Consider the following 24,550-nt stretch of genomic DNA (forward strand, 5'->3'; position numbering starts at 1 on the left):
GTGTTGGAGGTTTTGTTCGTGCTTCAAATCGCGATTACGTTTAATAGTCCACTTTCACGGCCGCCCCTGCTTTATTGGGCTGTTCCTGCGGTTGTACTTTCGGCTTGCGAAGAATAAGAGTTAAGACAAAGCCGGCAATGGCCAGGCATGTCGCCAGAAAAAACGTATCCCCGAACCCGGCAGTTAGAGCCTGACCTGGGGTATGCCCTTGGGCGATTTCTGTCATGTGGCTATTGATTCGGGAAGTCAAATAGCCTGTCAAGCCGGCCACGGCAAAAGAAACGACGACCTGCTGGGCAGCTGTGGTCAAAGGTGTCACCCTGTTTACCAATTTAGGCGGGGCGGCATTCAGTACATGAGTATTAAGCGGCATCATGGTCAGCCCCATGCCGCATCCCATTAAACCTAGAGACAGCAAGATCATTCCCAAACTGGTATCGACCGTAATCCGCGAGAAAAGATATAAGGCAACGGAGATAATGCCGAGTCCCGTAAAAGCAAGAGGGCGGGCCCCCAGTTTGTCGAACAATCGTCCTCCGACCGGCATGAAGACAGCCGAGGCCAATGCTTGCGGAAGCAGGATCAAGCCTGTTTCCAGAGCGGTATATCCTTTTACTTGCTGCAGATACAGAGGCGTTAAAATCATCGAACCGAACAATGCAACCTGAGCAATCCAGAGTAAGAAGATGCCGCGCGTAAAGTCGGAAGAACGAAAAACGCGCAACTCGAGCAATGGCTGTTTTTGCAACAGTTCAACGATAATGAAAATAATCAAGGCTCCTCCGCCAATACTTAGTCCTGTAATCGTGGAACTTGAAGTCCAACTGGTTCCCCCTTCGCTAACACCATAAGTCAGCATGGCAAAGGCAATTGGAGCAATAATCATCCCTATAATATCAAGATGCGGCGTTTGATGGCGTTCAGGTTTAGGCAGGAACCTCATTCCAATCAATATGGCAATAACTCCGATCGGCAAATTAATCAGGAAAATCCAATGCCAGCTGACATAATCGACCAGCCAGCCGGATAGTACAGGTCCAAGCGCCGGCGCCAAAAGCATTGGCACGCCAAGTACACCCATGATGGAACCTCTCTTGTCCGCAGGGGCAAGCTTGAAGACCATGGCCATCCCGATCGGGGAAACCATTCCTCCCCCAAGACCTTGCAAGACACGAAAAATGATTAATTGCTCCGGCGTTTGTGCAAGTGCGCACAGGGCGGAGCCTATCGTAAACAAAGTAATTGTTATTAGAAATATTCGTTTTGCTCCGAATTTATCCGTCATCCAACCGGCCAGCGGAATTACGGCAGATAATGCCAAGGTGTACCCCGTAATAGTCCATTGAATGGTTTTAAGGTCCGTCTTGAAGTAATCAACCAATTTGGGTATAGCAACATTGACTACGGTACTGTCCAAAATAACCATAATCATGCCGACAATGATGGCCAGTAACGGCCCAATGATTGTCTTAATCGAGAATTCGTCCGGCTGGACGGAGTTTTGCTGTACAGTTGGAACAGACATGGTTTTTCTCACACCGCTTTCTCTTTATAAGATACCTTAAATTAGAAAAATCAGGGATTTACGTTGTACGAAAAAGAATTCACCTCCCCGTTAATTCGGCATCAAGCCTTCATTCGCAATAATTAATCATTGATTTAAACGTTGTTTAATACATACGTTATCGCTCCCGGAATTAATTGTCAACATAAATGTTGAAGCCATAAATTTGGCAATTTTTCGATACCATAGAAGCAAGCGTTTATCTTGACATCGCATAAATATGAGTATTATGTTGGATTAAACACAGTTAAATTCATAATTTAACATAACCAAATTTCTCTGAATGACCAGCTAGGAGAGTTGCAATATGTTCAATAGCTCCGATAAAGACCTGACAACAAAAGAAAATATTTTGAATGCAACTATGGAACTTATTAAAACGGAAGGCCTTAATAATATAACTTTGCGCAAAATTGCTTCGTGTGCGAATTCAAATCTTGCGCTGATTAATTATTATTTTGGTTCAAAAGATAAATTGATTAATGAAGCTCTAAAAGTGCTTCTCAGTGCATTTCAAGAACACTTTCGAATATTGGATGATACGTCCATCCCGCCAAAGGAAAGACTGAAAAACTTCATGAAGAAATACGCGGGTTCCATACTCGATGTGCCTGACCTGCTGCAGGAGCTGCTTGGAAAAGGAAACGTATACTTTGAATCGCAATATGAATACATGAAGTATATGAAAACGTTGGGAATTAACAAAATTGAAGCGATTCTCACGGAAATTACAGGAGAGAAAGATCCGGAAGTTCTTATGATCATGATGATGCACCTCAATTCCGCTGTCTTTTTCCCGATCCTGATGACCCGCCGCATTAAAGATATTTCGGACGTTCCAGAGCGTATTCCTGTGGATAAACAAATCGATATTTTATTTGAGCATTATTTTTCGCAGTATCCAGATTGAAATTTCTTTCTTAGAAGTACACAAGTCAACGCTCCTTTCGGTGCGTTTATTTGTGTTGTTTATTTCGGATTGATTTTAATAGAAAATAAAATTATTATATAAGCATACGATTATATAATTAAGCTGTTAAAGGAGGGGCATGTATGGAGCGGCTTCATGATGCGGCTGAAAAGTTGAAGCTTTTAGGAGACAAGACACGCTTGACGATGTTATCCCTCATGAAGGAACGGGAATGGTGTGTCTGCGAATTTGTCGACATTCTGGATATCTCCCAGCCAGGCGTCAGCCAACATTTGAGGAAGCTGAAAGCTCAAGGTATCGTCAAAGAGAACAAACAGGGTCAATGGGTATATTACTCCTTAAATGTGGAAGATAAACCCTATATCAAGGCGGTGCTAGAGCACATGCCCGACTCCAAGGCGATCTTGTCGGCACTGAACAAGGAGGGGATTAAGTCTATATGTAAATAAAGTTTTTCAAGGGAAAGACAATCAGTAATGAAACAGGGGGCTTTAAGAAGTGGTGTCTATCATTCTGGCATGCGTTATTTTTCTGGCAACACTTGTCCTTGTTATATGGCAGCCCAGAAATTTATCTATAGGCTGGTCTGCTTGCGGCGGGGCTATATTAGCTTTATTGGTTGGCGTTGTGAGTTTTCAGGATGTCTGGGACGTTACCCAGATCGTGTGGAATGCGACGCTTGCGTTTGTAGCGATCATTCTGATCTCGCTCATTCTCGATAAAATCGGTTTCTTTGAATGGGCTGCCCTGCATATGGCCAGGGCTTCACGCGGCAACGGGATCCGTATGTTCATGTATGTCTCGTTGTTAGGCGCGATTGTCGCAGCTTTCTTCGCCAATGACGGGGCGGCGCTTATTTTGACGCCGATTGTGCTTGCCATGGTCCGGGCGCTTGGATTCGATGAAAAAAAGGTGTTTCCGTTTATCATCGCAAGCGGCTTTATTGCGGATACCACATCGCTGCCGCTGGTCGTGAGCAATCTGGTGAACATTGTATCCGCAGACTTCTTCGGTGTTACCTTTATGCAATATGCGGGACGGATGCTTGTGCCGAATCTGTTTTCTCTGGCCGCGAGTATTCTGGTGCTGTATCTCTTTTTCCGAAGAAGCATTCCAAGACAATTTGACTCGTCTCATCTCAAGCGACCGGTCGATGCCATTAAGGACATGAAGATGTTCAGGTTATCCTGGTTGGTATTAGCCATACTGCTGATAGGGTACTTTATAAGCGAATTTTTTGACATTCCCGTCTCGGTTGTAGCCGGGGTGATAGCTATCTTTTTCTTGTTCATGGCCAGCCGGAGTCCTGCCGTACCTACTGTTGAAGTGGTCAAAGGCGCACCGTGGGCGATCGTATTTTTCTCCATCGGCATGTATGTCGTGGTGTACGGATTGCGCAATGCCGGACTTACGGATCTTCTGTCTGTTGTCATTCAAGCCGCAGCGGATAAAGGCCTGTTTGCTGCCACGATGGGCATGGGCTTTATTTCGGCCATTCTCTCATCCGTCATGAACAATATGCCTACGGTGATGATCGATGCGCTGGCGATTAAGGCAACTGCAGCAACCGGTACGATCAAGGAAGCTCTGGTTTACGCCAATGTGATAGGCTCCGACCTCGGTCCGAAGATCACGCCGATCGGATCGCTGGCTACCTTGTTGTGGCTGCATGTCCTTTCATCCAAAGGTGTAAAAATTTCTTGGGGAACGTATTTTAAAACCGGCATTATATTAACGATTCCAACGCTGTTTATTACGCTTTTAGGCTTGTATATTTGGTTATCTGTTTTGTAATTTTAATATAAAGGAGAAAGAAGATTATGGGGAAAAAGACAATCTACTTTTTGTGCACCGGGAACTCTTGCCGCAGTCAGATGGCTGAAGGCTGGGCCAAGAAATATTTGGGGAACGACTGGCATATACACAGCGCCGGCATTGAAGCCCATGGGCTCAATCCTAACGCGGTTAAAGCCATGAAGGAAGTGGATATTGATATTTCCAATCAGACGTCGGATATTATTGATGCAGACTTGCTGAACAATGCCGATTTGGTCGTTACGCTGTGCGGAGATGCGGCGGATAAATGCCCGATTACTCCTCCAAAAGTAAAACGCGAGCACTGGGGCTTCGACGATCCTGCCAAAGCACAGGGTACGTCGGAAGAGAAATGGGCTGTATTTCAGCGCGTACGTGATGAAATTGGAGAGCGAATCAAGAAATTTGCGGAGACGGGCGAATAAGAAAGCTGCTATAAAAACATCGCGCTGCCAGTTGCAAGCAAAACGCTGGTTGTGGAGCTTGAATTGCCTCATCAAGAAATAAATCAATTATTTTTGATATCCTGCCATAACTTGCTGCGGGTAATTTCAAAGTCTCTCCCGGCTTCGGGAGGGACTTTCTTTTTTTCCTAAAACCCTTCTGTAAACCCTCTTTAACACTCTCCATAGACGACTGGTTGATGCTTTCTTCATTTCCGTTTCCTGCATCACAAATCTGCGCTACCTGCTAATTGGTAAAAAAACTAGAAGCACAAATTAAAGTAAAACGCTCCCATAAATTATTTTTGGATTGAAAGCGTTTGAATGGCATTGAATATTACACTACGTGTAACTTAAGCCGTTGACAACCACTTAAACGGGCATTAATATGTTCATAAATCAACAACAAAAAACAAAAAACAACAAAAACAGTCGCCTGGAGGTGTAAAATTGAGCAAAACAATCGTAGTTGTACTAGACGGGTTGCGCTATGATGTGATGTTATCTTCCATGGGTTATCTGAATCATTTGGTTGAAAAATCGAAAGCAGCCCTATACAAGGTGAAATCGGAGCTTCCCAGTCTTTCGAGACCGCTGTACGAAGTGCTTCTCACGGGCACTCCGAGCTATGTTAACGGGATTACGGCGAATGAGGTGGTCCGTTTGTCCAAGCAGTACAGCGTTTTTCACCTGGCCAGAAAGCACGGACTGAAGACGGCATCTGCCTCTTATTACTGGGTCAGCGAGCTGTATCAGCGGGCTCCGTTCAATGCCGTCACAGACCGGATCCAGCATGACGAAAGCATGCCGATCCAGCACGGCATGTTCTACTTCGAAGACTTTTATCCGGACTCTCATCTGATGGCGGATGCCGAGCATTTGCGAACAACCTACGATCCGGACTTCCTGTATATCCATTCGATGAATATCGACGATGCGGGTCACAAGCATACTTCCGACTCGGCGGGCTACCGCGGCTCGGCGCTCAAAGTGGACAGTATCCTGTCGCTCCTGCTGCCGTCATGGATGGAAGCCGGTTATCAGATTCTCATTACGTCGGATCATGGCATGAATGAAGACGGACACCATGGAGGAACGGGGGACGGAGAAAGAGATGTCGGCCTGATCGCGATCGGAGACCGTTTTGCTCCCGGCAAGTATAACGACGAATATTTGCCTCAATTGGCGCTTGCGCCTCTGATGTGCAGGCTGCTGGATATTCCTTTGTCTGAACAGATGACCGATTACGAGATACCCGGTTACCGTACACCCGCTGCTGCGGGCCAAATCAAATAGGAGAGGGAGTAACGATGATGACTGAAAAGGGCATGAAGAAAAGGAGATTCGCATGGATAGGACTATTGATGGCCGGGGTTATCGCGTTGTCGGCCTGCTCTTCCGGAGGCGGCGGAGCGAAGAACGCAGCGAAGGCTGATGCATCCAGCGCGAGCGCCACGCTTGAGGAACTGGTTCCCCTGGCTCAGAAAGAAGGAAAGCTGTCCAGCGTCGGCATGCCGGATTCGTGGGCGAACTGGAAAGATACCTGGGCCGATCTTAAGTCTAAATACAATATCGACCATACCGATACCGATATGTCCAGTTCCGAGGAGCTGGCGAAATTCGAGACCGAGAAGAACAGTCCGCCCGATATCGGCGACGTCGGCATCGCTTTCGGCCCGGTAGCGGAGGACAAAGGCTTGACTCTGAAATATAAAACACAGTTCTGGGACGAAGTGCCTGATTGGGCGAAAGACGATGACGGCGACTGGATGGTGGCCTATACCGGTACCATTTCGTTTTTGACCAATAAGGACTTGGTAAAGAATCCGCCGAAGAGCTGGGATGATCTCCTTAAAGGGGATTACAAGGTTGCCGTGGGCGACGTAACCAAAGCGTCTCAGGCCCAGCATGCCGTACTGGCAGCGGCCCTTGCATTCGGAGGGGATGAGAAGAACCTGCAGCCGGGCATTGATTTCTTCGTTAAGCTTGCAGACCAGGGCCGGCTTGCTTTGACGGATCCCAAGCTGCCGGCGATTCAGAAAGGTGAAGTCGAAGTGGCGCTGTTGTGGGACTTTAACGCCCTCGGTTACCGCGATCAGATCGACCCGAACAAATTCGAAGTTCATATTCCTGCCGAAGGCAGCGTAACGAGCGGTTATGCGTCTGTCATCAACAAAAACGCAGCGAATCCCGAAGCCGCCAAGCTGGCTCGCGCTTATATCTTTAGCGATGCGGGACAGATCAATCTGGCCAAAGGCTATGCGCGTCCGATTCGCCAAAGTGTGAAGCTGCCTGAAGATGTGGAGTCAAAGCTGATCGACAAGTCGGAATATGCGGGTGCAAAGCCCGTCGGGGATTTCAAAGCCTGGGAAAATGCGATTAAGGAGCTGCCTCAAACATGGCTAGAACAAGTTCAATCCAAAATAAAATGATGCTGCTTGTGCTGATCCCGCTGCTGGTGTGGCTCGGCGCATTCGAATTGGTTCCTGTTCTCCGTATGATTGCCATGAGCTTTCAGAACAATGACGGCCAAGGGTTCACCCTTGGCCAATATGTTAAAGGCCTAACGAACCCGCTGTACGGGAAGGCCATGCTCAACAGCTTGAAAATTTCTTTTATCTCCAGCGTAGCCGGGCTTATCATCGCCCTGGTCTGCTCTTATTCGATCACCCGGTTTACGACAAAACTGCGTGACCGCATGATCATGATCTCGAATATGATCACCAACTTTGTCGGTGTTCCGCTGGCTTTTGCATACATGATTCTGCTCGGCAGCAACGGAATGCTTACCTTGATCGGCAAGGAGCTCGGCATTCGCAGCATCGCCGGCTTCGATCTATATTCCGAAGCTGGTCTGACGCTTACTTATATTTATTATCAGGTTCCGATGGCGATTCTGCTTGTCTACCCGCTTTACAACGGAATCCGCGAAGAGTGGAAGGAAGCTGCGGCCATGCTGGGCGCCTCCGTCTGGAGCTTCTGGCGCCATATCGGCATTCCCGTGCTCCTTCCGGGCGTGCTCGGAACGTTCAGCATCTTGATGGCCAACGCGCTGGGCGCTTACGCTACAGCCTACGCCTTGACCGGCAGCAATTACAATTTGTTGTCGATCCGGATTTCGGCCCTTGTATCCGGCGATATTTTCCCGAATTTTCAGCTTGGCAGCGCCCTGGCCGTCATTCTGGCCGTCATCATGATTGCCTCGCTGGTCATCAATGAATGGATGGCGAGCTTGTCGAGGAGGAGAGGACTATGAAGCCGAAAACTTCCGGAAAATCGGACGGCAGAAAATGGCATGGCACCGTGCTCGGCGTTCTGCTCGTGTATCTGTTTCTTCCCGTCGCTGGCACGCTGCTGTTCTCGCTGGCTAGGCAGTGGCAAGATGGCATTCTGCCGGACGGATATACGCTGCAGTGGTACGGCTCCATCTTTACGGACGGCCGGTTTTTGGCAGCCGTCGGCAGAACGCTGCTTGTTGGAGTCATCACCGTTATCGTCACTTTGGCTTTAATGGTGCCTGTCATTTTCGTGCTGAATGTGTATTTTCCCAAATGGGAGAGATTGCTGCAAATCTCGGTGCTTCTCCCGTTTGCTTTTCCTCCTGTGGTATCGGCCATCGGTCTGATCAAAATGTATTCATCCGGTCCGGTAGCCATCACGGGAACGGTCTGGATTCTGATCGGCGTCTATTTCATCATGATTCAGCCGTTTATTTACCAGAGTGTCCGCAACAGCCTGAGCACGATCAACGCCAAGGACTTGGTGGAAGCAGCCGAGATGCTCGGAGCCAGCCGCATGGCCGCTTTCCGCAGGGTGATCCTTCCCAATATACTGCCGGGGACGCTCGTTGCGAGTCTGCTCTCATTCTCCATGATATTCGGGGAGTTCGTCATGTCCCGAATGCTGGTCGGCGGACAATTTGAAACGGTCCAAATGTATTTATACAACCAAATGAACACCTCGGGACAAGCCGCCAGCGCCGTTGTTGTCACTTATTTTGCGCTGATTCTGGTGCTGTCGGGGCTGGTGCTCAAGCTGGGCGCATGGAAACCGAAGGGTTACCGGAGCGCCCAAGTAGAGGAGGAGTAAAGCCAACATGAGTTACGTGAGGATTGAGAACATCAATAAATCTTACCAACAGCAAAAGGTGCTTAATGATATTTCTTTCTCGATCGAGGAAGGCCAGTTTCTGACACTGCTCGGTCCGTCCGGGTGCGGCAAAAGTACGCTGCTGCGGGCGATTGCCGGACTTAATGAAATCGACTCGGGGTCGATTTCGGTGGGGGATCGCAATATTACGGCGCTCCCTTCCAAGGAGAGGCAGATCGGGATGGTGTTCCAATCCTACGCCCTGTTTCCGAACATGACGGTATTCGAAAACATCGCGTTCGGACTGAAGATGGATAAGATGAAGAAATCTGAGTATACCCCGTTGGTTGAGGAAATGATTGCCCTGATCGACCTGAAGGGCAAGGAGAACCGCTATCCGGCCCAGCTGTCCGGCGGACAGCAGCAGCGGGTCGCGCTGGCCAGGTCGTTGGTGAAGCGCCCCAAGGTGCTGCTGCTCGACGAACCGCTAAGCGCGCTGGATGCCCAAATCCGCCGCTCCCTGCGGACGGAAATTCGCCTGCTTCAAAAGCGGCTGAAGATGACGACGATCTTCGTGACGCACGATCAGGAGGAAGCGCTCACCGTGTCCGACCGCATCATCATCATGAATCAGGGGCGGATCGAACAGGAAGGCTCTCCTGAAGACATCTATACGCATCCGGCATCAGAATTCGTAGCCCGGTTTATCGGCAGCTACAATGTATTGAAGCGGAGCGACATCGGCCTTGATTCCCTGCCGGATACGGAGCTGTTCGCCGTCCGTCCCGAAGTTATTTCCATCGCACCGCTGGCCGAGGCTCCTGTGGCTGAGCTAGGGACCGCGACGATTGAGGGTAAAGTGGAGCAGCTTTATATTTTGGGTAATGTGATCCGGTTTACCGTTTCCGCCGGAGGGCTTGATATTCTGGTTGACGCACTCAACAACTCCACGGTTCACCGGATTCAGGAAGGGATGGACGTCCGCTTGTTCCTGCCGGCGGATAAATGCGAACCGCTCCGGCAGTAACGGTTAGGCGGCAAGAGGCGTATTCTGGAAGCGGGGCAATCCTTTTCGGAGCTGGTTGGCTCGCTTTATTTTTCGAAAATTGGTGGGGTGAGGATGTCACTGTCGTTCGAAGAACGTAAAAAAAAGATTCTTGAGATGCTTGCCATCGATGAGAAGGTTCAGGTGCTGCAGCTGGCCGATGTGCTCGGCGTATCGACTGAAACGATCCGCCGCGATCTGGACCGGCTCGATAAAGGCGGGAAGCTGAAGAAAGTATACGGCGGCGCCGTGAAGGCGGGTGTCAACTCATGGGAACCGCCGTTCGAGCAGAAGACGGCCATCAATACGGAAGAGAAACGGGCCATCGGCAAGCTGGCTGCCTCGCTGGTTGAAGACGGGGACAGCATCATGCTCGGTAACGGAACGACGCCCCTGGAAATGATTCGCCATTTGGGCGACAAGAAGAGGGTAACGATCATAACCCATTCCGCGCCGGTGGTGCTGCTTGCGATGGAGGTTTTTCATGGAAAAATCGTCATGATCGGCGGAGAGGTCAACATCAGCCAGAAATCCGCCAATGGTCCGCTTGCGGAATGGATGCTGGACAAATTGACGGTTAACAAGGCGTTTATTTCTGCCGGCGGCATTTCATTTGAGGAAGGCGTTACGGATTTTGATCTGAACGAAGCCAGCATATCCCGAAAAATGATGCAGCGGGCCGAAGATGTGATCGTGCTGGCGGATCACACAAAGCTGGGCAAGGCGACATTTGCCCATATTTGCCCGCTCAAGGAGATATCGGTTCTGGTCACCGATAAACGATGCCCCTCGAAATGGCAGCAGGCGCTTGCAGAGGAGCAAGTCCAACTTTTGATTGCAGACGAGGAGGAGCATATGTGATAGTTGATAGTCATTTCCACTTGGAAGAAGGACCGTATTCGGTCGATTGGCTGCGCAGAACGGCGCTTGCGCTGGAAAGGGTTGAAGAGCACGGGTTTACGGCCCCTTCCCATACACTCGCTTGGATGGAGGAACTGAAGGAGAAGCTGGTCCGCCGGATGGAGCAGGGCTGTTTCTCCCGGGAGTGGCTCGCCTATTATCTGGAACGCGGCAAGAAGAAAGGTATCCAAAGGTTCGGCATCGTAGATCATTTGTATCGTTTCAAGGAATTCCGCTCTTATTATGAAAAATATATGGTTCTGGACGATTCCGAGCTCGGCCGGCTGCAGCAGTATTGGCTGGACCGTGTATGCACAACGTCGATTGAACCTTTTATAGAGCTGATCCGTCAGGCCCAGCGCGAAGGGGAACCGATAGCTTTGGGCGTGGAAGCCGATTATTTCCCTGGCGGGGAAGAAGAACTCAAGGGCTTGCTTGCTTCCTATGAGCTGGATTATGTGATCGGTTCCGTCCATTTTATCGATGGCTGGGGCTTCGACAATCCCCAGACCGAATATATGTTCAAGGACGCGGATCTGGTCAAGATGTACCGCAATTTGTTCGACCATCTGCTTGGCTCGATCAACAGCGGGCTGTTCGATATCATTGCCCATCCGGACAATTTGAAAGTGTTCAATTACCGTCCGGACGAATCGCTGCTCCTTCCGATGTATGAAGAGGCGGCTGCGGCGATGAAGGCGGCCGGGGTGGCGACGGAGATCAACACGGGGCTTGCCTACCGGTATCCCGTCAAGGAAGCGTGTCCAAGTCCGGCTTTCCTGCAGACGCTTGCCAAATACGGTGTGCCGATCACGCTCAGCTCGGACTCCCATTATCCCGACGATATCGGTATGAAGCTGGATGAAGCTGCTGCGCTTGCCCGGCGCTCCGGTTATGAAGAGGTTGTCTATTTCGAACATGGGGAACGTAAAACGTTAAAGTTAAAGGATCTGTAGGAACATGAACCTGGTATCCAACCCTGAAATATGGCATATCGATTATATGGAAATGACGATGCGGCTTCTGCTGTCCATACTGCTGGGCGGGTTCATCGGCTTTGAGCGTGAAGTGGGTGGCCATTCCGCCGGATTTCGCACCCATATTCTGGTGTGTCTCGGCTCCGCGGTGATCATGCTGCTGTCGATGTACGGATTCTCGCAATTTGCTTCCGAGCCGAATGTGCGGCTTGACCCGGCGCGGCTTGCGGCGCAGGTGATCAGCGGCATTGGCTTTCTAGGCGCAGGTACGATTTTGCGCAACGGGATGACCGTCTCGGGATTGACGACAGCGGCTTCGCTCTGGGTAGTGGCGGCGATCGGACTTTCAGTCGGCGCCGGCTTTTATTACGGAGCCATAATCGCTGCATGCATGGTGGTGGTCAGTTTGTTCTTTCTGAACAAGACGGAGAGGGTATTCTCCCGCGCGAAAAAAGACAGGGAAATCTCCTTTCGGATCGCAAGGGATTCGAACGGGCTGCACGACGTGATAACCCGCTTGAACATGAGCGGCATACAGGTTTACAAGGTGAACATTGAAAATGAAGATTCGGGGGGCATTTCGGGAGAAATGCCGTCTTTATCCATACGCATGCGGATTAAACTGAAGAAAACGCGGAATCTTGACGAAACGCTGCTTGCGCTGGCGCAAATCGACGGGATGATGTCGCTCGAAATGGAAGGGGGGCTGTTGTGACGACGGCTGCTTCGGAGGAATGGATCACGAGCCTTGGCATTGACCTTGGAACGAGCACGACCAAATTAATCGTAAGCCGGCTGCAGATTAAACGAACCGCAAATGCCTTCTCCATGCCGAAGGCGGCCATTGCAAAGCGGACGCTGGTGTATTGCAGCGGGATTTATACAACCCCTCTGCTGGGCGACAATGAGCTGGATTATCCGGCGATCGCCGACATTTTGGAACGCGAGTACAGGCTGGCGGGCATTTCTTTCGATGAAGTGAAAAGCGGGGCCGTCATTATTACCGGGGAAACGGCGAACAAGCGCAATGCGGCCAAGGTGCTTCACCAGCTTGCCGAGCGTGCAGGCGATTTCGTGGTCGCTACGGCAGGCGCCGATCTGGAAGGCGTGCTGGCCGGCAAAGGCTCGGGCGCCGAGGCGAGATCCCTAGAGATAAAAGGGACGGTGCTGAGTGTGGACATTGGAGGCGGTACGGCCAATGCGGCTTTTTTCCGTCAAGGGGCCTGCATCGCAACGATAACGTTCCGGATTGGAGGCCGGCTGATCATGCTGGACAATGAGGGGACTATTACGGCGGTTGCCGGCTCTTTCCTGCCATGGCTGAAGGCAAACGGCTGGGATCTTCATTCCGGAAGCAGGCTTAAACTGGAGGACTACCGGGAGATTACCGACCGGATGGCCGAAAGCCTGCTGTCTTGCCTGGCCGGCCGCGGAAGCGGCGAAAGCGACGCGCTGCTGCTGGTCGGCGAGCGCCCCGCCGTGCTGCCGGCTGCCGACGAGCTGATGCTGTCGGGCGGCGTGGCGGCGCTGACGGAAGAGGCAGAGCCGACCCGGCTCGAGGAGGCCGCGCGCTTCGGCGACATCGGCCCGCTGCTGGCCGGCTCGGTGATGCGGGCCGCGGCAGCCGGCGGGTTCCGGCAGGTCGCCGCCCGCCAGACGGTCCGGGCGACCGTCATCGGCGCGGGCATGCATTCGACGGAGATCGCCGGAGCGACGGTGCATATTCCGCCCGGCGTTCTGCCGCTGCGGAACGTGCCTGTCGTTAAGGCGGAGCTGCCGCCCGCGGTCATGGATGACGAAGGCAGGCTGAACGAAGCGGTGGTGCAGGCGATGGCTTCCGCGAAGGCGCTTCATTCGGCCGAGGAGCAGGCGCCCTTTGCGCTCTTTCTGGACGGGCCGGGCCACTGCACCTACGCGGGGCTTCAGCGTCTGGCGGATTCGATCAGCCGCGGCTGGTCCGCTCATTTCCCGCAGCAGGCCGTGGCCGTGGTCGTCTGCCGCACCGATATGGCCAAAGCTCTCGGACAGGCGCTGCAGCGCCGGGTAGCCGAACGCGTCCGGGTGGTCTGCATCGACCAGGTCGGGGCGGAGCACGGCGATTACATCGACCTGGGAGAGCCGGTCGGCGGGACGCTGGTTCCGGTGGTGGTGAAGACGCTGGCTTTCTCCCGGCCCCCGGGTGGGTAAGGTGCGGCATTTGCCACTTCATAAAGCGGTTTAAAAACACAGGATACAGGATACAGATATAGGATATCGGAGAGGAGGAGGCAATCATGAACTTGAAATGCCAGGTGCGCGGAAGGGTATTCCAGTTCCGCGATCTGCGGGAGCTGATGGCGAAGGCGAACGAAGTCAAGTCGGGTGACCAGCTGGCCGGGATAGCGGCCGAGGACGCGGCGGAGCGGATTGCCGCGAAGATGGTGCTGTCGGAGCTGACGCTGTCCGATATCCGCGAGCATCCGCTGCTTCCGCCGGAACAGGACGAAATATCCCGTCTGATTGAGGAGGGCGTCGACGAGGAAGTATACGGGGAAATCCGGAACTGGTCGGTGGCCGGGCTGCGGGAGAAGCTGCTTGAGTCCTCCTGCGACGCAGCCGAATTCAGCCGGATCGGCCGCGGGCTGACCAGCGAAATGATTGCCGCAGCCGCAAAGGTCATGAGCAATCTCGATCTGATCCAGGCGGGGGGGAAGGCGGAGGTTATCACCCGCTGCAACACGTCCATCGGGCAGCGGGGCGTGCTTGCCGGGAGAGCGCAGCCCAATCATCCGTCCGATGATCTGGCCGGGATCCGCGCGTCCCTCTACGAAGCGTTATCCTATGGGATCGGCGACGCGGTCATCGGGATCAACCCGGTCATTGATACGGCCGACAGCGTTAAAAATGTACTGTCCCTGACCAAAGAAGTCATGGAACGATGGGACATTCCGACCCAAAATTGCGTGCTGGCCCACATCACGACGCAGATACGCGCCATTCACCAGGGAGCTCCGGCGGACTTGATCTTCCAAAGTCTCGCCGGCACGGAAGCGGGGAACAAAGCGTTCGGCATTGATGCCGCTCTGCTGGACGAGGCCGATGCACTGGCCCGCTCCCAGAAAGGGAGAACGGGACCGAACTATTGGTACTTCGAGACAGGGCAGGGATCGGAGCTGTCCTCCGAGTCGCATTACGGCATCGATCAGGTGACGCTGGAGTCGAGATGTTACGGCCTTGCGCGGCGTTACAACCCATTTATGGTCAATACGGTCGTCGGCTTTATCGGGCCGGAATATTTGTACGACAGCAAGCAGGTGATCCGGGCCGGTCTGGAGGATCACTTCATGGGCAAGCTGCACGGCTTGCCGATGGGAGTCGACGTCTGCTATACAAACCATATGCAGGCTGATCAGAACGACATGGACAATCTGGCCGTGCTGCTGGCCGCAGCCGGCGTCAATTTTATCATTGGCGTTCCTATGGCCGACGACTGCATGCTGAATTACCAGTCTACGAGTTACCATGATATTGCAACGGTCCGCGAGACACTCGGGCTTCGCCCGGCTCCTGAATTTGAGCGCTGGCTGGAGCGCATGGAGCTAATGCAGGATGGCAAACTGACAAAACGTGCCGGCAATCCGGCGTTGTTCGTGTATTGATTTTGCAAGGGTGGAACAATTGCCGCGAGAGGAGCGCGAAAGGAGGAACAAGGATGGAAGCATTCAGCGATGAAGCTGCCAAGCTGACGGCGGAGCTTGCCGGCAGTACGCCGGCCAGAATCGGCGTCGGCCGCTGCGGTACGCGTCCGCTCACCCGGACGGCGCTGCAGCTGCGGATGGATCATGCCGCCGCAGTCGATTCGGTGTACGGGGTCGTGGCGCCCGAGCTGCTGAAGGAAATGGGGTTGTTTACGGTGGAGACGCTCAGCGGCAGCAAGGAACGCTACCTGAGACGGCCGGATCTGGGGAGAAGGCTTACAGATGAAGGAGCGGCATTGATCCGGGAAAAATGCATCATGAAGCCGCAGGTGCAGGTCGTCGTTTCGGACGGACTCAGCGCCGCCGCGACCTGTGCCAATATCCGCGACGTTTATCCGGCGCTGCTCGATTCACTGGCGGCTTACGGCCTGCAGACGGGAACCCCGTTCTTCGTCAAGAACGGAAGGGTGGCCTGCATGGACCATATTGGGGAAATCCTGCAGCCGGACGTTCTCGTCATGCTGATTGGCGAACGGCCCGGTTTGGTAACCGCGCAGTCGATGAGCGCTTATATGGGCTATCGTCCCCGGTTCGGCACGCTGGAATCGGACCGCAATGTCATCTCGAACATTCATGCCCGTGGCACGCAGCCGGTGGAGGCCGGCGCCCATATCGGCACAATGCTCGCGGCAATGCTGGAGCAGAAGCGCAGCGGGACGAGCCTTGTCCTGTAGCGCCCAAGTATTTAAAAATTATTGAATCCCTGACTTAGAGCGAGGAGCATTGCTGCTTCCTTGAGAGCCGTCAGGGATTCTTTTTTTCTCGTACGTTATCTCATCTGCATCTTCCCCTGACATGCTATAATAGGTTTCGAAAAATAAAAAATTTGAAATTCCCGGGTCAGGCAGCGAAGCGCTCCACCCGCCATTCAATCTTCATTCGCACAATATTCAATCGAAATGAGGCTGAACATGGATACCTATCAACCTGCTCCTTTGAATGCTCCAAAAGGAAGGGCAAAGACACTGCTGGAAGTTCTGGCCGTATCAACCAAACTGGGTGTGACTTCTTTCGGGGGGCCGATCGCCCATCTTGGTTATTTTCATCACGAATACATACAAAAACGCAAGTGGATGGACGATCGAAGCTATGCGGATCTGGTAGCGTTGTGCCAATTTCTTCCCGGACCGGCCAGCAGTCAGGTCGGTATTGGGATTGGCGTTATTCGCGGGGGGTTGCTCGGCGGGCTGATCGCCTGGCTTGGTTTTACGCTGCCTTCGGTGGTTGCTTTGGTATTGTTTGCCTTCCTGTTACAGGGGTTCGACATTGGCAGCGCAGGATGGATTCATGGGCTGAAAATTGTGGCCGTGGCGATTGTGGCCCAAGCCGTTCTGGGCATGGGACAAAAGCTCGCCCCGGATAAGAAAAGGGCTACCATCGCGGTTATTGCGGCGTCCATCACTCTGCTGTGGCAGACCGCGTTCAGCCAAGTGCTGCTTATCATAGCGGCAGGACTTATCGGGCTATGGGCATACCGGAGAGCGGCAGTTCCGGAAGCTCCGAATCTTGCGGTACCGATCAGCCGCACGTTTGCGGTGCTTTGCCTGATCCTCTTTTTCGGATTGTTGATGATTCTGCCGCTGCTGAGCAGGGGGATGACCGCCGGATGGCTTCCTATGTTCGACAGCTTTTACCGGTCTGGTTCGCTTGTATTTGGCGGAGGGCACGTTGTTTTGCCGCTTTTGGAACGGGAAGCGGTGCCTGCGGGGTGGATAAGCAAAGAAGATTTTCTGGCCGGTTACGGGGCGGCGCAGGCTGTGCCGGGGCCGTTGTTTACGTTTGCCGCATACTTGGGCGCAATGACGAAAGGTGTTTTCGGAGCTATAGTCGCGACGGTAGGCATTTTCTTGCCAGCCTTTTTACTGATCATCGGGGCGCTGCCATTCTGGAATTCCCTTCGCAAAAGCTCCCATGTTCAGGGGGCGCTGGTAGGTATTAATGCGGCAGTGGTCGGCATTCTGCTGGCTGCGCTGTACAATCCGCTGTGGACCACAGCAATCATGGCGCCAGCCGATTTTGCGCTGGCATTGATTCTGTTTACCATGCTTGTCTTCTGGAAACTGCCGCCCTGGGTCGTTGTCATCGCCGGGATCGCAGGCGGGACGCTGATGGGTCTTCTATAATGCGTTACACAAACGGCTTTCGCATCCTGAGGGGGCGAAAGCCGTATTGAATTTATAAATTTTTGGGGTGGGAGAGAGATTTCTGCAATATAGAATATGACTCTAACAGCGGGTGGAATCCCATACCCATTCTCTCGCAATTCCTCGGGACGTGTGGGTTTGCACGATAAAGAACCTCAGGCTTTACGGCTTTTTCTCTAAAAGATTCTAACCAGCACAACAACTAGAGCTATAATCCCAACCAGGATAAGCAAATTTGTGACCTGTCTCCAAAAGCCCGGAACACCTTCAGTATGAAGCTTCTGTTGGTTGACATCAAAATTAGCCTTGGCCCCATATGGATCTGCAGAGTGAGAAAACGGATTATTGTTATTTCCGTCTATCATGGTAATCGCTCCTTTTTTTAACATTATATCCATACGGCCAAAAAGGAACTAGGTTTCAAGCATTGCTATTCCACTTCTGAAGCCCAAAGAGGAACCAGCAAATAACGGGAAACTTAAACGCTGATCCGCGTTAAAGCTTCCCGTTAGGGTTAATCGACTATGCAAGAAAAACCTGAATTGATTCCTAGCCGTAACTTGCCGTTAATTATGAAGGACGAGCGTTTCGCTGTTTGCGGATTCGTTGCCGGCCGCATCAAGCGCGCTAACCGAGATGTAGTAAGTAACCCCAGGGCTTAGGGCGGTGCACGTATAAGTTGTATCAGTGCTTCTGGTAGGAGTTATAGATCCGTTAATTTTAAAGTTATAACCAGTCACGCCGATGTTGTCTGTGGAAGCATCCCAGGACAAGGTCACGGTTGTGCTGGTTCTATCGGTGACCACAAGATTCGCAGGTGCTGTCGGGGGCGTGATATCGTTTTTGACGGAAGTGTTCATTGCCTGTACATTCAAATCGTCCAGGTTAATGTGGCCCCAGTCGCCTGTCGCGTTATCCACGATTTTCACGTAAACCTGTTCGCCGCCATAGAACGAAGCGTCCCAGGAGACGCGGGTGTATTGTTCCGAATTGGAGCCGGTTGCTTTGAACAATTCTTTGCCGTCGGAAGCTCTTACCAACGCTACATACTCGTTGTCGATATCGTTTCCTCCGGAGATCAGGAAATCGATTTTCCCCATTCCGCCGATCTTGAAGAAATAGGACTGCATAACGCCGGTATCCGCGTCTCCGCCGTCTTTATAACTCCACAAATGATAAGACCCGCTTTGGTTGAAGGGTCCGTCCCAATAAGTGCTGTCGGAAGTCACATCCCCTGCGCTGAACGCGGAACCGCTGTTGACCATCCATCCGTTCAAGGTCCCGTCTTCAAAGTCATGGTTCGGGAGAGCGCTATAGTAATCCGAGTAAGGGGTATCCATGGTCGTATGGAAATCGTCTACGTTAATATGACCCCATTCGCCTGTGGAGGTATCTACGACTTTAAAGTAGACTTGCTTGTATGGATAGGCAGAGATATCCCAAATTACCCTGCGGTAAGATTCGTCGTCGGAGCCGGTTGCTTTGAGCAGAACTTGTCCGCTGCTTGCATCAACCAGGGCAACATACAGATTGTCGATATCATTGCCCCCGCCAATCAGGAAGTCTATATATTTGCCGCCCCATAAATAAAAGGACCTGGACTGAAGGGTTCCCGTTCCCGCATCCCCGGCATTTTTATAGCCCCAGACATGATAGGCGCCTTTTTGGTTGAAATCCCCGCCCCAGCCCCAGTTCGTGTCATTCACGACTGAGAAAGCGTTTCCGGTTACGGTCCAGCCGGTGAAGTTACCCGTTTCGAAGTTGCCGTTTGTAATGTCTCGGGGAGGAGCCGCGAGCGCTGTATTGAGGAATAAGAAACTTGCTGCGAAAGTTGCGGCGAGAAAAACGATCATTTTTTTCATGACGGATTGCTTCATTCAAGATCATCTCCATATTATGCAGACTATTGTTTCGAGAACAAAAGGGTTGAATCTTTTCGCCTCCTAATAATTACTTTTTTTGCTCTCAATAATAATTTAGCCCTAAAATTACCATGTGTAAATACTAGAATGGAATTATTTTTCAGGCAGCACTACTTTGTGTTTGCTAGTGTGGCGAAGCAGAGGAACCCTGCAAAAAAAGGGGAGACTCGGCGCCTTTCGGCGCTTGAGCTTCCCGCTTATTCATTTGGAACACCGATAAATTGATTACGCGTTGGTTAAAGAGGCTGAATGCCGGTTGTTAAATCATCCTGTTAATTTTGAACGACGAGCGTTTCGCTGTTTGCGGATTCGTTGCCGGCCGCATCGGTTGCGCTGACTTTAATGTAGTAAGTAACCCCCGGATTTAAGCCGGTGAACGTATAGCTTGTCGCAGTGCTGCCCGTAGGAGTAGAAGAGCCATTGATTTTAAAGTTGTAGCCAGTCACGCCAATGTTGTCTGTGGAAGCTGTCCAGGAGACGGTTACGCTTGTGCTGGTCTTGTCGGTGACCACAAGATTCGCAGGCGCTGTCGGGGGCGTGATATCGTTTTTAACGGAATAGTTGACTGCCTGTACATTCAAATCATCCAGGTTAATGTGGCCCCAGCTGCCGGTCGCGTTATCCACGATTTTCACGTATACATAGTCGCCGCCATAGACCGAAGCGTCCCAAGAGACGCGGGTGTATTGTTCCGAATTGGAGCCGGTTGCTTTGAATAATTCTTTGCCGTCGGAGGCTCTTACCAACGCTACATACTCGTTGTCGATATCATTTCCTCCGGAGATCAGGAAATCGATTTGCCCTTGTCCGCCGATCTTGAAGAAGTAGGACTGCAAAACGCCGGTATCTCCGTCTCCGCCGTCTTTATAGCTCCACAAATGATAAGTTCCGTTTTGATTGAAAGGTCCGTCCCCATAAGTGCTGTCGGAAGTCACATCTCCCGCGCTGAACGCGGTGCCGCTGTTCACGATCCATCCCGTCAAGTTCCCGTCTTCAAAGTCATGGTTTGGCAGCGTGCTGTAAGAATCCGAGAAAGGCGTATCCGCGGTCGTATGGATATCGTCTACGTTAATATGACCCCAGTCGCCTGTGGAGGTATCTACGATTTTAAAGTAGACTTGCTTGTATTGATAGGGAGAGATGTCCCAAATCACCCTGCGGTAGGATTCGCTGTTGCTGCCGGTAGCTTTCACCAGAACTTGCCCGTTGCTTGCATCCACCAGGGCTACATACAGGTTGCTCAAATCATTGCCGCCGCCGATCAGGAAATCCATATATTTGCCGCCCCATACGGTGAAGGAGCCCGACTGAAGGGTTCCCGTTCCCGCGTCCCCGGCATTTTTGTAGCCCCAAACATGGTAGGTGCCTTTATGGTTAAAATCCTCGCCACCGCCCCAGTTCGTGTCATTCACAACTGAGAAAGCGTTTCCATTTACGGCCCAGCCAGTAAAGTCCCCCGTTTCAAAGTTGCCGTTCGCAATCGTGTTAGGGGGTGCCGATGCGGACGCTGTGCTGTGGAAAGATACACTTACCACGAAAATTGCGGCGAGAAAAAAGATCATTTTTTTCATGACGGATTGCTTCATCTGAGATATCTCCTTTTTTGTACAATGATTTCGAGAGCAAAACGGGCGAACCATTTTCACCTCCAACAATTACCTGATTTTTACTCTCGATATTAATTTAGCTCTTAAATTACCATCTGTAAATACTAAAATGGAATTATCTCTCAGATAGCGCTACTATTTGTTTACTAGTGCTAGTTATGCACTTCGTTGAATCCCTTGATTTATGGAAAACAGCGTTTCGACCAAATAGGCGAATTTGAAAAGGAAGACGGCAAACTGCTATCCTCAAAGTAATAAAATGGAAAGGCAGCCCGGCATTCTGCTGCCTTATCCCAGGATGGAGGACACCGATGCGAAATATATTGTTGGTGGAAGACGATTTAAGCCTGATCGAAGCGCTGAAGTTTTTTCTGTCCAAGCATGGATTTGAAACGACGGTTTCAAGAACGGTCAAGGAAGCCAAGGAACATTTTGATGAGGACGAGTTTCATTTGATCCTGCTCGACCTGATGCTTCCCGATGGCAGCGGATTCGACCTTTGCAAAGCCATCAGGCAAACCTCCGATGTGACGATTATTTTCCTCACCGCTTCCGATGAAGAAGCGAATGTCGTTATGGGACTGGATCTAGGCGGGGATGACTATATGACCAAGCCTTTAAAATTGAACGAGCTTGTGTCCCGCATGAATGCGGCGTGGAGGCGTTCGGGGTTTGCCAATGACCAGGCTCAGGACATGAGTGCGGGCGGGATTACTGTCAAGCTGTTGGAAGGACGGGTCTTAAAAAATGGAACCGAGCTTAAGCTGACTACAGCGGAATACAGGCTTCTATGTCTGTTTATGCAGAATCCGAAGCTCGTTCTGTCGAAAGAGCAGATTATGGAAAAGCTGTGGGACAGCCGCGAAAGCTTTATCGATGACAATACGCTGGCCGTCTATATTAGCAGGTTGCGCGAAAAAATAGAAGATGATCCGAAACAGCCGTCTTATCTGACAACGATCAGGGGGATGGGGTATAAATGGAACGTCAAATAAGGGGACTCACGGTTATGGACTTATTGATCAATAAGGATGCGAAACATTTTTTGATCCGGCTCGGGCTGATCTTGTTAGCCGGCATCATCATGATGCAAATCGTCGTCTACTTGAACACCATCCACATGAAGCGAGTCATGATCGAGCACGATGACGAGCTGGCCGGGTATTTAACCCGCACCTATCCGCATTTGGCCGAGGATATCCCTTCGGTATTCACAGCGGATAAATCAGCTAAAGACCTCAAAGCAGGCAGAGCCTTGCTTGAAGCCTCCGGATATAAAAGCAGCCTGCAAATGCGGCTTATTCCCGGTATCCATTCCCTCTATCAAACCAATGTCATCACGAATTTCATCGTCGGGGTCGTGATCAGCGCGCTCCTGCTCGCGGTTTCCTTTCTGTTCCTGAAGCGGCACTACAACAAAATCGACCGGTATCAGGAAGATGTCCAGCGCATCATGAAGGGAGCGATTTCAACAAGGTTGGACGATCACGAGGAAGGGAGCCTCTCCAAGCTGGCCGCATCCATCAATACAATGACAGCATCTCTTCATACGCATATTGAAAAAGAAAAACAAAACCGGCTGTTTCTCAAACAGCTTCTGACCGATGTATCCCACCAGTTGAAGACGCCTTTGTCAGCCATGGCGATGTATAACGAGATTATGAGAGACGAGCATTCCGATAATGAAGTCATCGCAAGCTTTTTGCAGAAAAGCGAAGGCGAGCTTGAACGCATGCATAGCCTGATCACCAATCTGCTCAAGCTGGCCAAGCTGGACGCCGGAATTATCGAGCTTAAGCCAAGCGAATGCAAGCTAAACGACCTGATCAGACAGGCGGCGGAAAGCTTTGAGGTTAGAATGGCTCATGAACACAAGAAGCTTGAGATCATTGCTGGAGGACCGGTAACCTATTCATGCGACAAGGAATGGCTGCTTGAGGCGGTAAGCAATCTCGTCAAAAACGCTGCCGAGCATACCGCGGCGGGAAACCGGATCGAGATTCGGCTGGAAGAAGATCCGTTGATGGTCAGAATTTCCGTCCGTGATTCCGGAGAAGGCATTCATTTAGACGATATCAACCATATCTTTAAACCTTTCTACCGCAGCCGTTTTTCCCAAAATAAGCAGGGCACGGGCATCGGGCTGACGCTTGCGAAAACGATTGTGGACATGCATGGCGGCTTTATATCCGTCGAAAGCGTCATCCGCAAAGGCACGGTGTTTACGGTTCATCTCCCCAAATCTATAAATTCGTAAGCTGCATCCCCACAAGAAACTTATTTTCCAGGAAAAGGTTGAAAAAAGAAGATCAAAGCTGTATATTCATGTTATGATGTACATAAGTACATACATAAAACAAATGTACATTCGGATATAAAGGCAGTGTGAAGCTTATGTCAGAGAAGAATCAGGATCGTTTTCGCCTGTTGGTGAAGATCTGCCAGCTTTATTACGAGGATGGCTTGACTCAATTGGATATTGCCAAGCGACTTGGAATTTCGCGTCCGCACGTTAGCCGGATGCTGACAGCCGCGAGGAACGAGGGTATTGTGCGAATTTCGATCAACAATCCGTTCTCCGCCGAGCAGGAGCTTGAAAAATTGTTGATAGAAGCCTTCGGCATACAGGATGCGCTCATCGTAGATTGTTCTGAAGACCCAAGTCAGCGCAATGCCGAGCTCGGCCACGCAGCCGCAGCGCTTTTAGAATCGGTGCTAAGAGACGGCGATATTGTCGGGGTAATGGCAGGACAATCCGTAGCGAGCGCGACAGGGGAGTTGGATTATTTTGCGGCCGAGGGACTGCAGTTTGTGCCCCTGGTTGGCGGTTGGGGATCAGAAGGCGCATCATGGCAGGCAAGCTCTAATGCCATGACCTTTGCGAACAAGCTGAAGTCCAAATTTTGGATCATGCATGCGCCTTTTATGGTGGCAAGTGAAGAAACGGGCACAATCTTGCGCGGGGAGCCGGAAATCGAGAAGGTGCTCAAGCTTGCCAAGCAGAGCCGCGTAGCCGTCGTCAGCATCGGTGAGGTGAGCGATCAAGCGACCATGGTGAAATCGGGAAGTTTCAGTCTGGATGCGTTGTCGGATCTGAAAGAACGGGGGGCTGTCGTGAATCTGTGCGCTTCCTTCCTTGACAAAGACGGACGAGAAATTGATTTTCCGGGAAAAAACAGGTTAATTGGCCTCACAGCCAGAGAGCTTCGCGCAATCCCGAACGTCATTGGAATCGCAGGAGGCACCCGGAAGGTCGAGGCTATCACGGCGGCTCTTCGGGGCAAATGGATTGATATCCTGGTGACGGACGCTGCAACTGCAAGGGAAATCCTATCATTTCATCCTCATCAAACGGAGTGAGCAGGAAGGGAGAATT

General features: G+C 51.4%; 22 protein-coding genes. 19 read left to right on the plus strand and 3 right to left on the minus strand.

From position 1 onward, the window contains the following. Window positions 1-40: 40 nt before the first annotated feature. The gene (locus K7397_RS08470) at window positions 41-1,525 is read right to left on the minus strand and encodes an MDR family MFS transporter (protein ID WP_223067574.1); all 1,485 of its coding nucleotides are present in this window, start codon (window positions 1,523-1,525) and stop codon (window positions 41-43) included. Between the two features lie 346 nt (window positions 1,526-1,871). Here K7397_RS08470 and K7397_RS08475 point away from each other — a divergent pair, with 346 nt between their 5' ends. The 16 genes from K7397_RS08475 (at window position 1,872) to chrA (ending at window position 17,624) form a co-directional block, all read left to right on the plus strand. Continuing rightward, window positions 1,872-2,474: a TetR/AcrR family transcriptional regulator gene (locus tag K7397_RS08475; protein ID WP_223067511.1), complete on the plus strand. Its 603-nt coding sequence runs from the start codon at window positions 1,872-1,874 to the stop codon at window positions 2,472-2,474. A gap of 143 nt (window positions 2,475-2,617) precedes the next feature. Next, the gene (locus K7397_RS08480) at window positions 2,618-2,944 is read left to right on the plus strand and encodes an ArsR/SmtB family transcription factor (protein WP_223067512.1); all 327 of its coding nucleotides are present in this window, start codon (window positions 2,618-2,620) and stop codon (window positions 2,942-2,944) included. A gap of 49 nt (window positions 2,945-2,993) precedes the next feature. Next, window positions 2,994-4,289, plus strand: coding sequence for an arsenic transporter (locus K7397_RS08485; RefSeq protein WP_337926699.1), 1,296 nt, complete (start codon window positions 2,994-2,996; stop codon window positions 4,287-4,289). Window positions 4,290-4,315: 26 nt separating this feature from the next. Continuing rightward, entirely contained in the window at window positions 4,316-4,735 is a 420-nt protein-coding gene (arsC, locus tag K7397_RS08490; RefSeq protein WP_223067513.1) for an arsenate reductase (thioredoxin), read from the plus strand. A 468-nt stretch (window positions 4,736-5,203) separates the two neighbouring features. Then, window positions 5,204-6,049 carry an alkaline phosphatase family protein gene (locus tag K7397_RS08495; protein ID WP_223067514.1) on the plus strand — a complete coding sequence of 282 codons (846 nt, stop codon included), beginning with the start codon at window positions 5,204-5,206 and terminating at the stop codon, window positions 6,047-6,049. A gap of 14 nt (window positions 6,050-6,063) precedes the next feature. Further along, the gene (locus tag K7397_RS08500) at window positions 6,064-7,185 is read left to right on the plus strand and encodes an ABC transporter substrate-binding protein (RefSeq protein ID WP_420488764.1); all 1,122 of its coding nucleotides are present in this window, start codon (window positions 6,064-6,066) and stop codon (window positions 7,183-7,185) included. After that, complete coding sequence (locus K7397_RS08505) at window positions 7,152-8,009, plus strand: ABC transporter permease (protein WP_237690780.1); 858 nt, start codon at window positions 7,152-7,154, stop codon at window positions 8,007-8,009. The genes K7397_RS08500 and K7397_RS08505 overlap by 34 nt, the downstream gene beginning before the upstream one ends. Next, window positions 8,006-8,842, plus strand: a complete 837-nt coding sequence (locus tag K7397_RS08510; protein ID WP_223067515.1) for an ABC transporter permease — start codon at window positions 8,006-8,008, stop codon at window positions 8,840-8,842. Before K7397_RS08505 ends, K7397_RS08510 begins: the two co-directional genes overlap by 4 nt. A 7-nt stretch (window positions 8,843-8,849) precedes the next feature. Beyond that, window positions 8,850-9,869, plus strand: coding sequence for an ABC transporter ATP-binding protein (locus K7397_RS08515; RefSeq protein ID WP_223067516.1), 1,020 nt, complete (start codon window positions 8,850-8,852; stop codon window positions 9,867-9,869). A 93-nt stretch (window positions 9,870-9,962) separates the two neighbouring features. Continuing rightward, window positions 9,963-10,748: a DeoR/GlpR family DNA-binding transcription regulator gene (locus K7397_RS08520; protein ID WP_223067517.1), complete on the plus strand. Its 786-nt coding sequence runs from the start codon at window positions 9,963-9,965 to the stop codon at window positions 10,746-10,748. Continuing rightward, entirely contained in the window at window positions 10,745-11,743 is a 999-nt protein-coding gene (locus K7397_RS08525) for a PHP domain-containing protein (RefSeq protein ID WP_223067518.1), read from the plus strand. Before K7397_RS08520 ends, K7397_RS08525 begins: the two co-directional genes overlap by 4 nt. 4 nt (window positions 11,744-11,747) lie before the next feature. Then, window positions 11,748-12,479, plus strand: coding sequence for an MgtC/SapB family protein (locus tag K7397_RS08530; RefSeq protein ID WP_223067519.1), 732 nt, complete (start codon window positions 11,748-11,750; stop codon window positions 12,477-12,479). Then, on the plus strand, window positions 12,476-13,951 hold the full coding sequence (locus K7397_RS08535; RefSeq protein ID WP_223067520.1) for an ethanolamine ammonia-lyase reactivating factor EutA: 1,476 nt from the start codon (window positions 12,476-12,478) through the stop codon (window positions 13,949-13,951). Before K7397_RS08530 ends, K7397_RS08535 begins: the two co-directional genes overlap by 4 nt. An 86-nt stretch (window positions 13,952-14,037) precedes the next feature. Continuing rightward, entirely contained in the window at window positions 14,038-15,402 is a 1,365-nt protein-coding gene (locus tag K7397_RS08540) for an ethanolamine ammonia-lyase subunit EutB (protein ID WP_223067521.1), read from the plus strand. Between the two features lie 53 nt (window positions 15,403-15,455). Then, entirely contained in the window at window positions 15,456-16,175 is a 720-nt protein-coding gene (gene eutC, locus K7397_RS08545; protein ID WP_223067522.1) for an ethanolamine ammonia-lyase subunit EutC, read from the plus strand. A gap of 237 nt (window positions 16,176-16,412) precedes the next feature. Further along, the gene (gene chrA, locus K7397_RS08550) at window positions 16,413-17,624 is read left to right on the plus strand and encodes a chromate efflux transporter (protein ID WP_223067523.1); all 1,212 of its coding nucleotides are present in this window, start codon (window positions 16,413-16,415) and stop codon (window positions 17,622-17,624) included. Window positions 17,625-18,211: 587 nt separating this feature from the next. Here the strand turns inward: chrA and K7397_RS21420 are convergent. Further along, window positions 18,212-19,522, minus strand: a complete 1,311-nt coding sequence (locus tag K7397_RS21420) for a fibronectin type III domain-containing protein (RefSeq protein ID WP_237690781.1) — start codon at window positions 19,520-19,522, stop codon at window positions 18,212-18,214. A gap of 317 nt (window positions 19,523-19,839) precedes the next feature. Then, entirely contained in the window at window positions 19,840-21,153 is a 1,314-nt protein-coding gene (locus tag K7397_RS08560; RefSeq protein ID WP_237690782.1) for a fibronectin type III domain-containing protein, read from the minus strand. 332 nt (window positions 21,154-21,485) lie between these two features. Between K7397_RS08560 and K7397_RS08565 the strand changes: the two genes are divergently transcribed. The 3 genes from K7397_RS08565 (at window position 21,486) to K7397_RS08575 (ending at window position 24,534) form a co-directional block, all read left to right on the plus strand. Next, window positions 21,486-22,169: a response regulator transcription factor gene (locus K7397_RS08565; RefSeq protein ID WP_223067525.1), complete on the plus strand. Its 684-nt coding sequence runs from the start codon at window positions 21,486-21,488 to the stop codon at window positions 22,167-22,169. Further along, window positions 22,154-23,431, plus strand: coding sequence for a HAMP domain-containing sensor histidine kinase (locus K7397_RS08570; protein WP_223067526.1), 1,278 nt, complete (start codon window positions 22,154-22,156; stop codon window positions 23,429-23,431). Before K7397_RS08565 ends, K7397_RS08570 begins: the two co-directional genes overlap by 16 nt. A gap of 137 nt (window positions 23,432-23,568) precedes the next feature. Beyond that, on the plus strand, window positions 23,569-24,534 hold the full coding sequence (locus K7397_RS08575; RefSeq protein WP_223067527.1) for a sugar-binding transcriptional regulator: 966 nt from the start codon (window positions 23,569-23,571) through the stop codon (window positions 24,532-24,534). Window positions 24,535-24,550: the final 16 nt, after the last annotated feature.

The sequence above is a fragment of the Paenibacillus caui genome (assembly GCF_019904135.1).
Classification (GTDB): Bacteria; Bacillota; Bacilli; order Paenibacillales; family Paenibacillaceae; genus Fontibacillus; species Fontibacillus caui.

Bases quoted from the DNA above. Each gene is read 5' to 3' on its own strand.
- K7397_RS08470 (WP_223067574.1), bottom strand. From the start codon at position 1,525: ATGTCTGTTCCAACTGTACAGCAAAACTCCGTCCAGCCGGACGAATTC.
- K7397_RS08475 (WP_223067511.1), top strand. From the start codon at position 1,872: ATGTTCAATAGCTCCGATAAAGACCTGACAACAAAAGAAAATATTTTG.
- K7397_RS08480 (WP_223067512.1), top strand. From the start codon at position 2,618: ATGGAGCGGCTTCATGATGCGGCTGAAAAGTTGAAGCTTTTAGGAGAC.
- arsC (WP_223067513.1), top strand. From the start codon at position 4,316: ATGGGGAAAAAGACAATCTACTTTTTGTGCACCGGGAACTCTTGCCGC.
- K7397_RS08500 (WP_420488764.1), top strand. From the start codon at position 6,064: ATGATGACTGAAAAGGGCATGAAGAAAAGGAGATTCGCATGGATAGGA.
- K7397_RS08505 (WP_237690780.1), top strand. From the start codon at position 7,152: ATGGCTAGAACAAGTTCAATCCAAAATAAAATGATGCTGCTTGTGCTG.
- K7397_RS08510 (WP_223067515.1), top strand. From the start codon at position 8,006: ATGAAGCCGAAAACTTCCGGAAAATCGGACGGCAGAAAATGGCATGGC.
- K7397_RS08515 (WP_223067516.1), top strand. From the start codon at position 8,850: ATGAGTTACGTGAGGATTGAGAACATCAATAAATCTTACCAACAGCAA.
- K7397_RS08520 (WP_223067517.1), top strand. From the start codon at position 9,963: ATGTCACTGTCGTTCGAAGAACGTAAAAAAAAGATTCTTGAGATGCTT.
- K7397_RS08530 (WP_223067519.1), top strand. From the start codon at position 11,748: ATGAACCTGGTATCCAACCCTGAAATATGGCATATCGATTATATGGAA.
- K7397_RS08540 (WP_223067521.1), top strand. From the start codon at position 14,038: ATGAACTTGAAATGCCAGGTGCGCGGAAGGGTATTCCAGTTCCGCGAT.
- eutC (WP_223067522.1), top strand. From the start codon at position 15,456: ATGGAAGCATTCAGCGATGAAGCTGCCAAGCTGACGGCGGAGCTTGCC.
- chrA (WP_223067523.1), top strand. From the start codon at position 16,413: ATGGATACCTATCAACCTGCTCCTTTGAATGCTCCAAAAGGAAGGGCA.
- K7397_RS21420 (WP_237690781.1), bottom strand. From the start codon at position 19,522: ATGAAGCAATCCGTCATGAAAAAAATGATCGTTTTTCTCGCCGCAACT.
- K7397_RS08560 (WP_237690782.1), bottom strand. From the start codon at position 21,153: ATGAAGCAATCCGTCATGAAAAAAATGATCTTTTTTCTCGCCGCAATT.
- K7397_RS08565 (WP_223067525.1), top strand. From the start codon at position 21,486: ATGCGAAATATATTGTTGGTGGAAGACGATTTAAGCCTGATCGAAGCG.
- K7397_RS08570 (WP_223067526.1), top strand. From the start codon at position 22,154: ATGGAACGTCAAATAAGGGGACTCACGGTTATGGACTTATTGATCAAT.
- K7397_RS08575 (WP_223067527.1), top strand. From the start codon at position 23,569: ATGTCAGAGAAGAATCAGGATCGTTTTCGCCTGTTGGTGAAGATCTGC.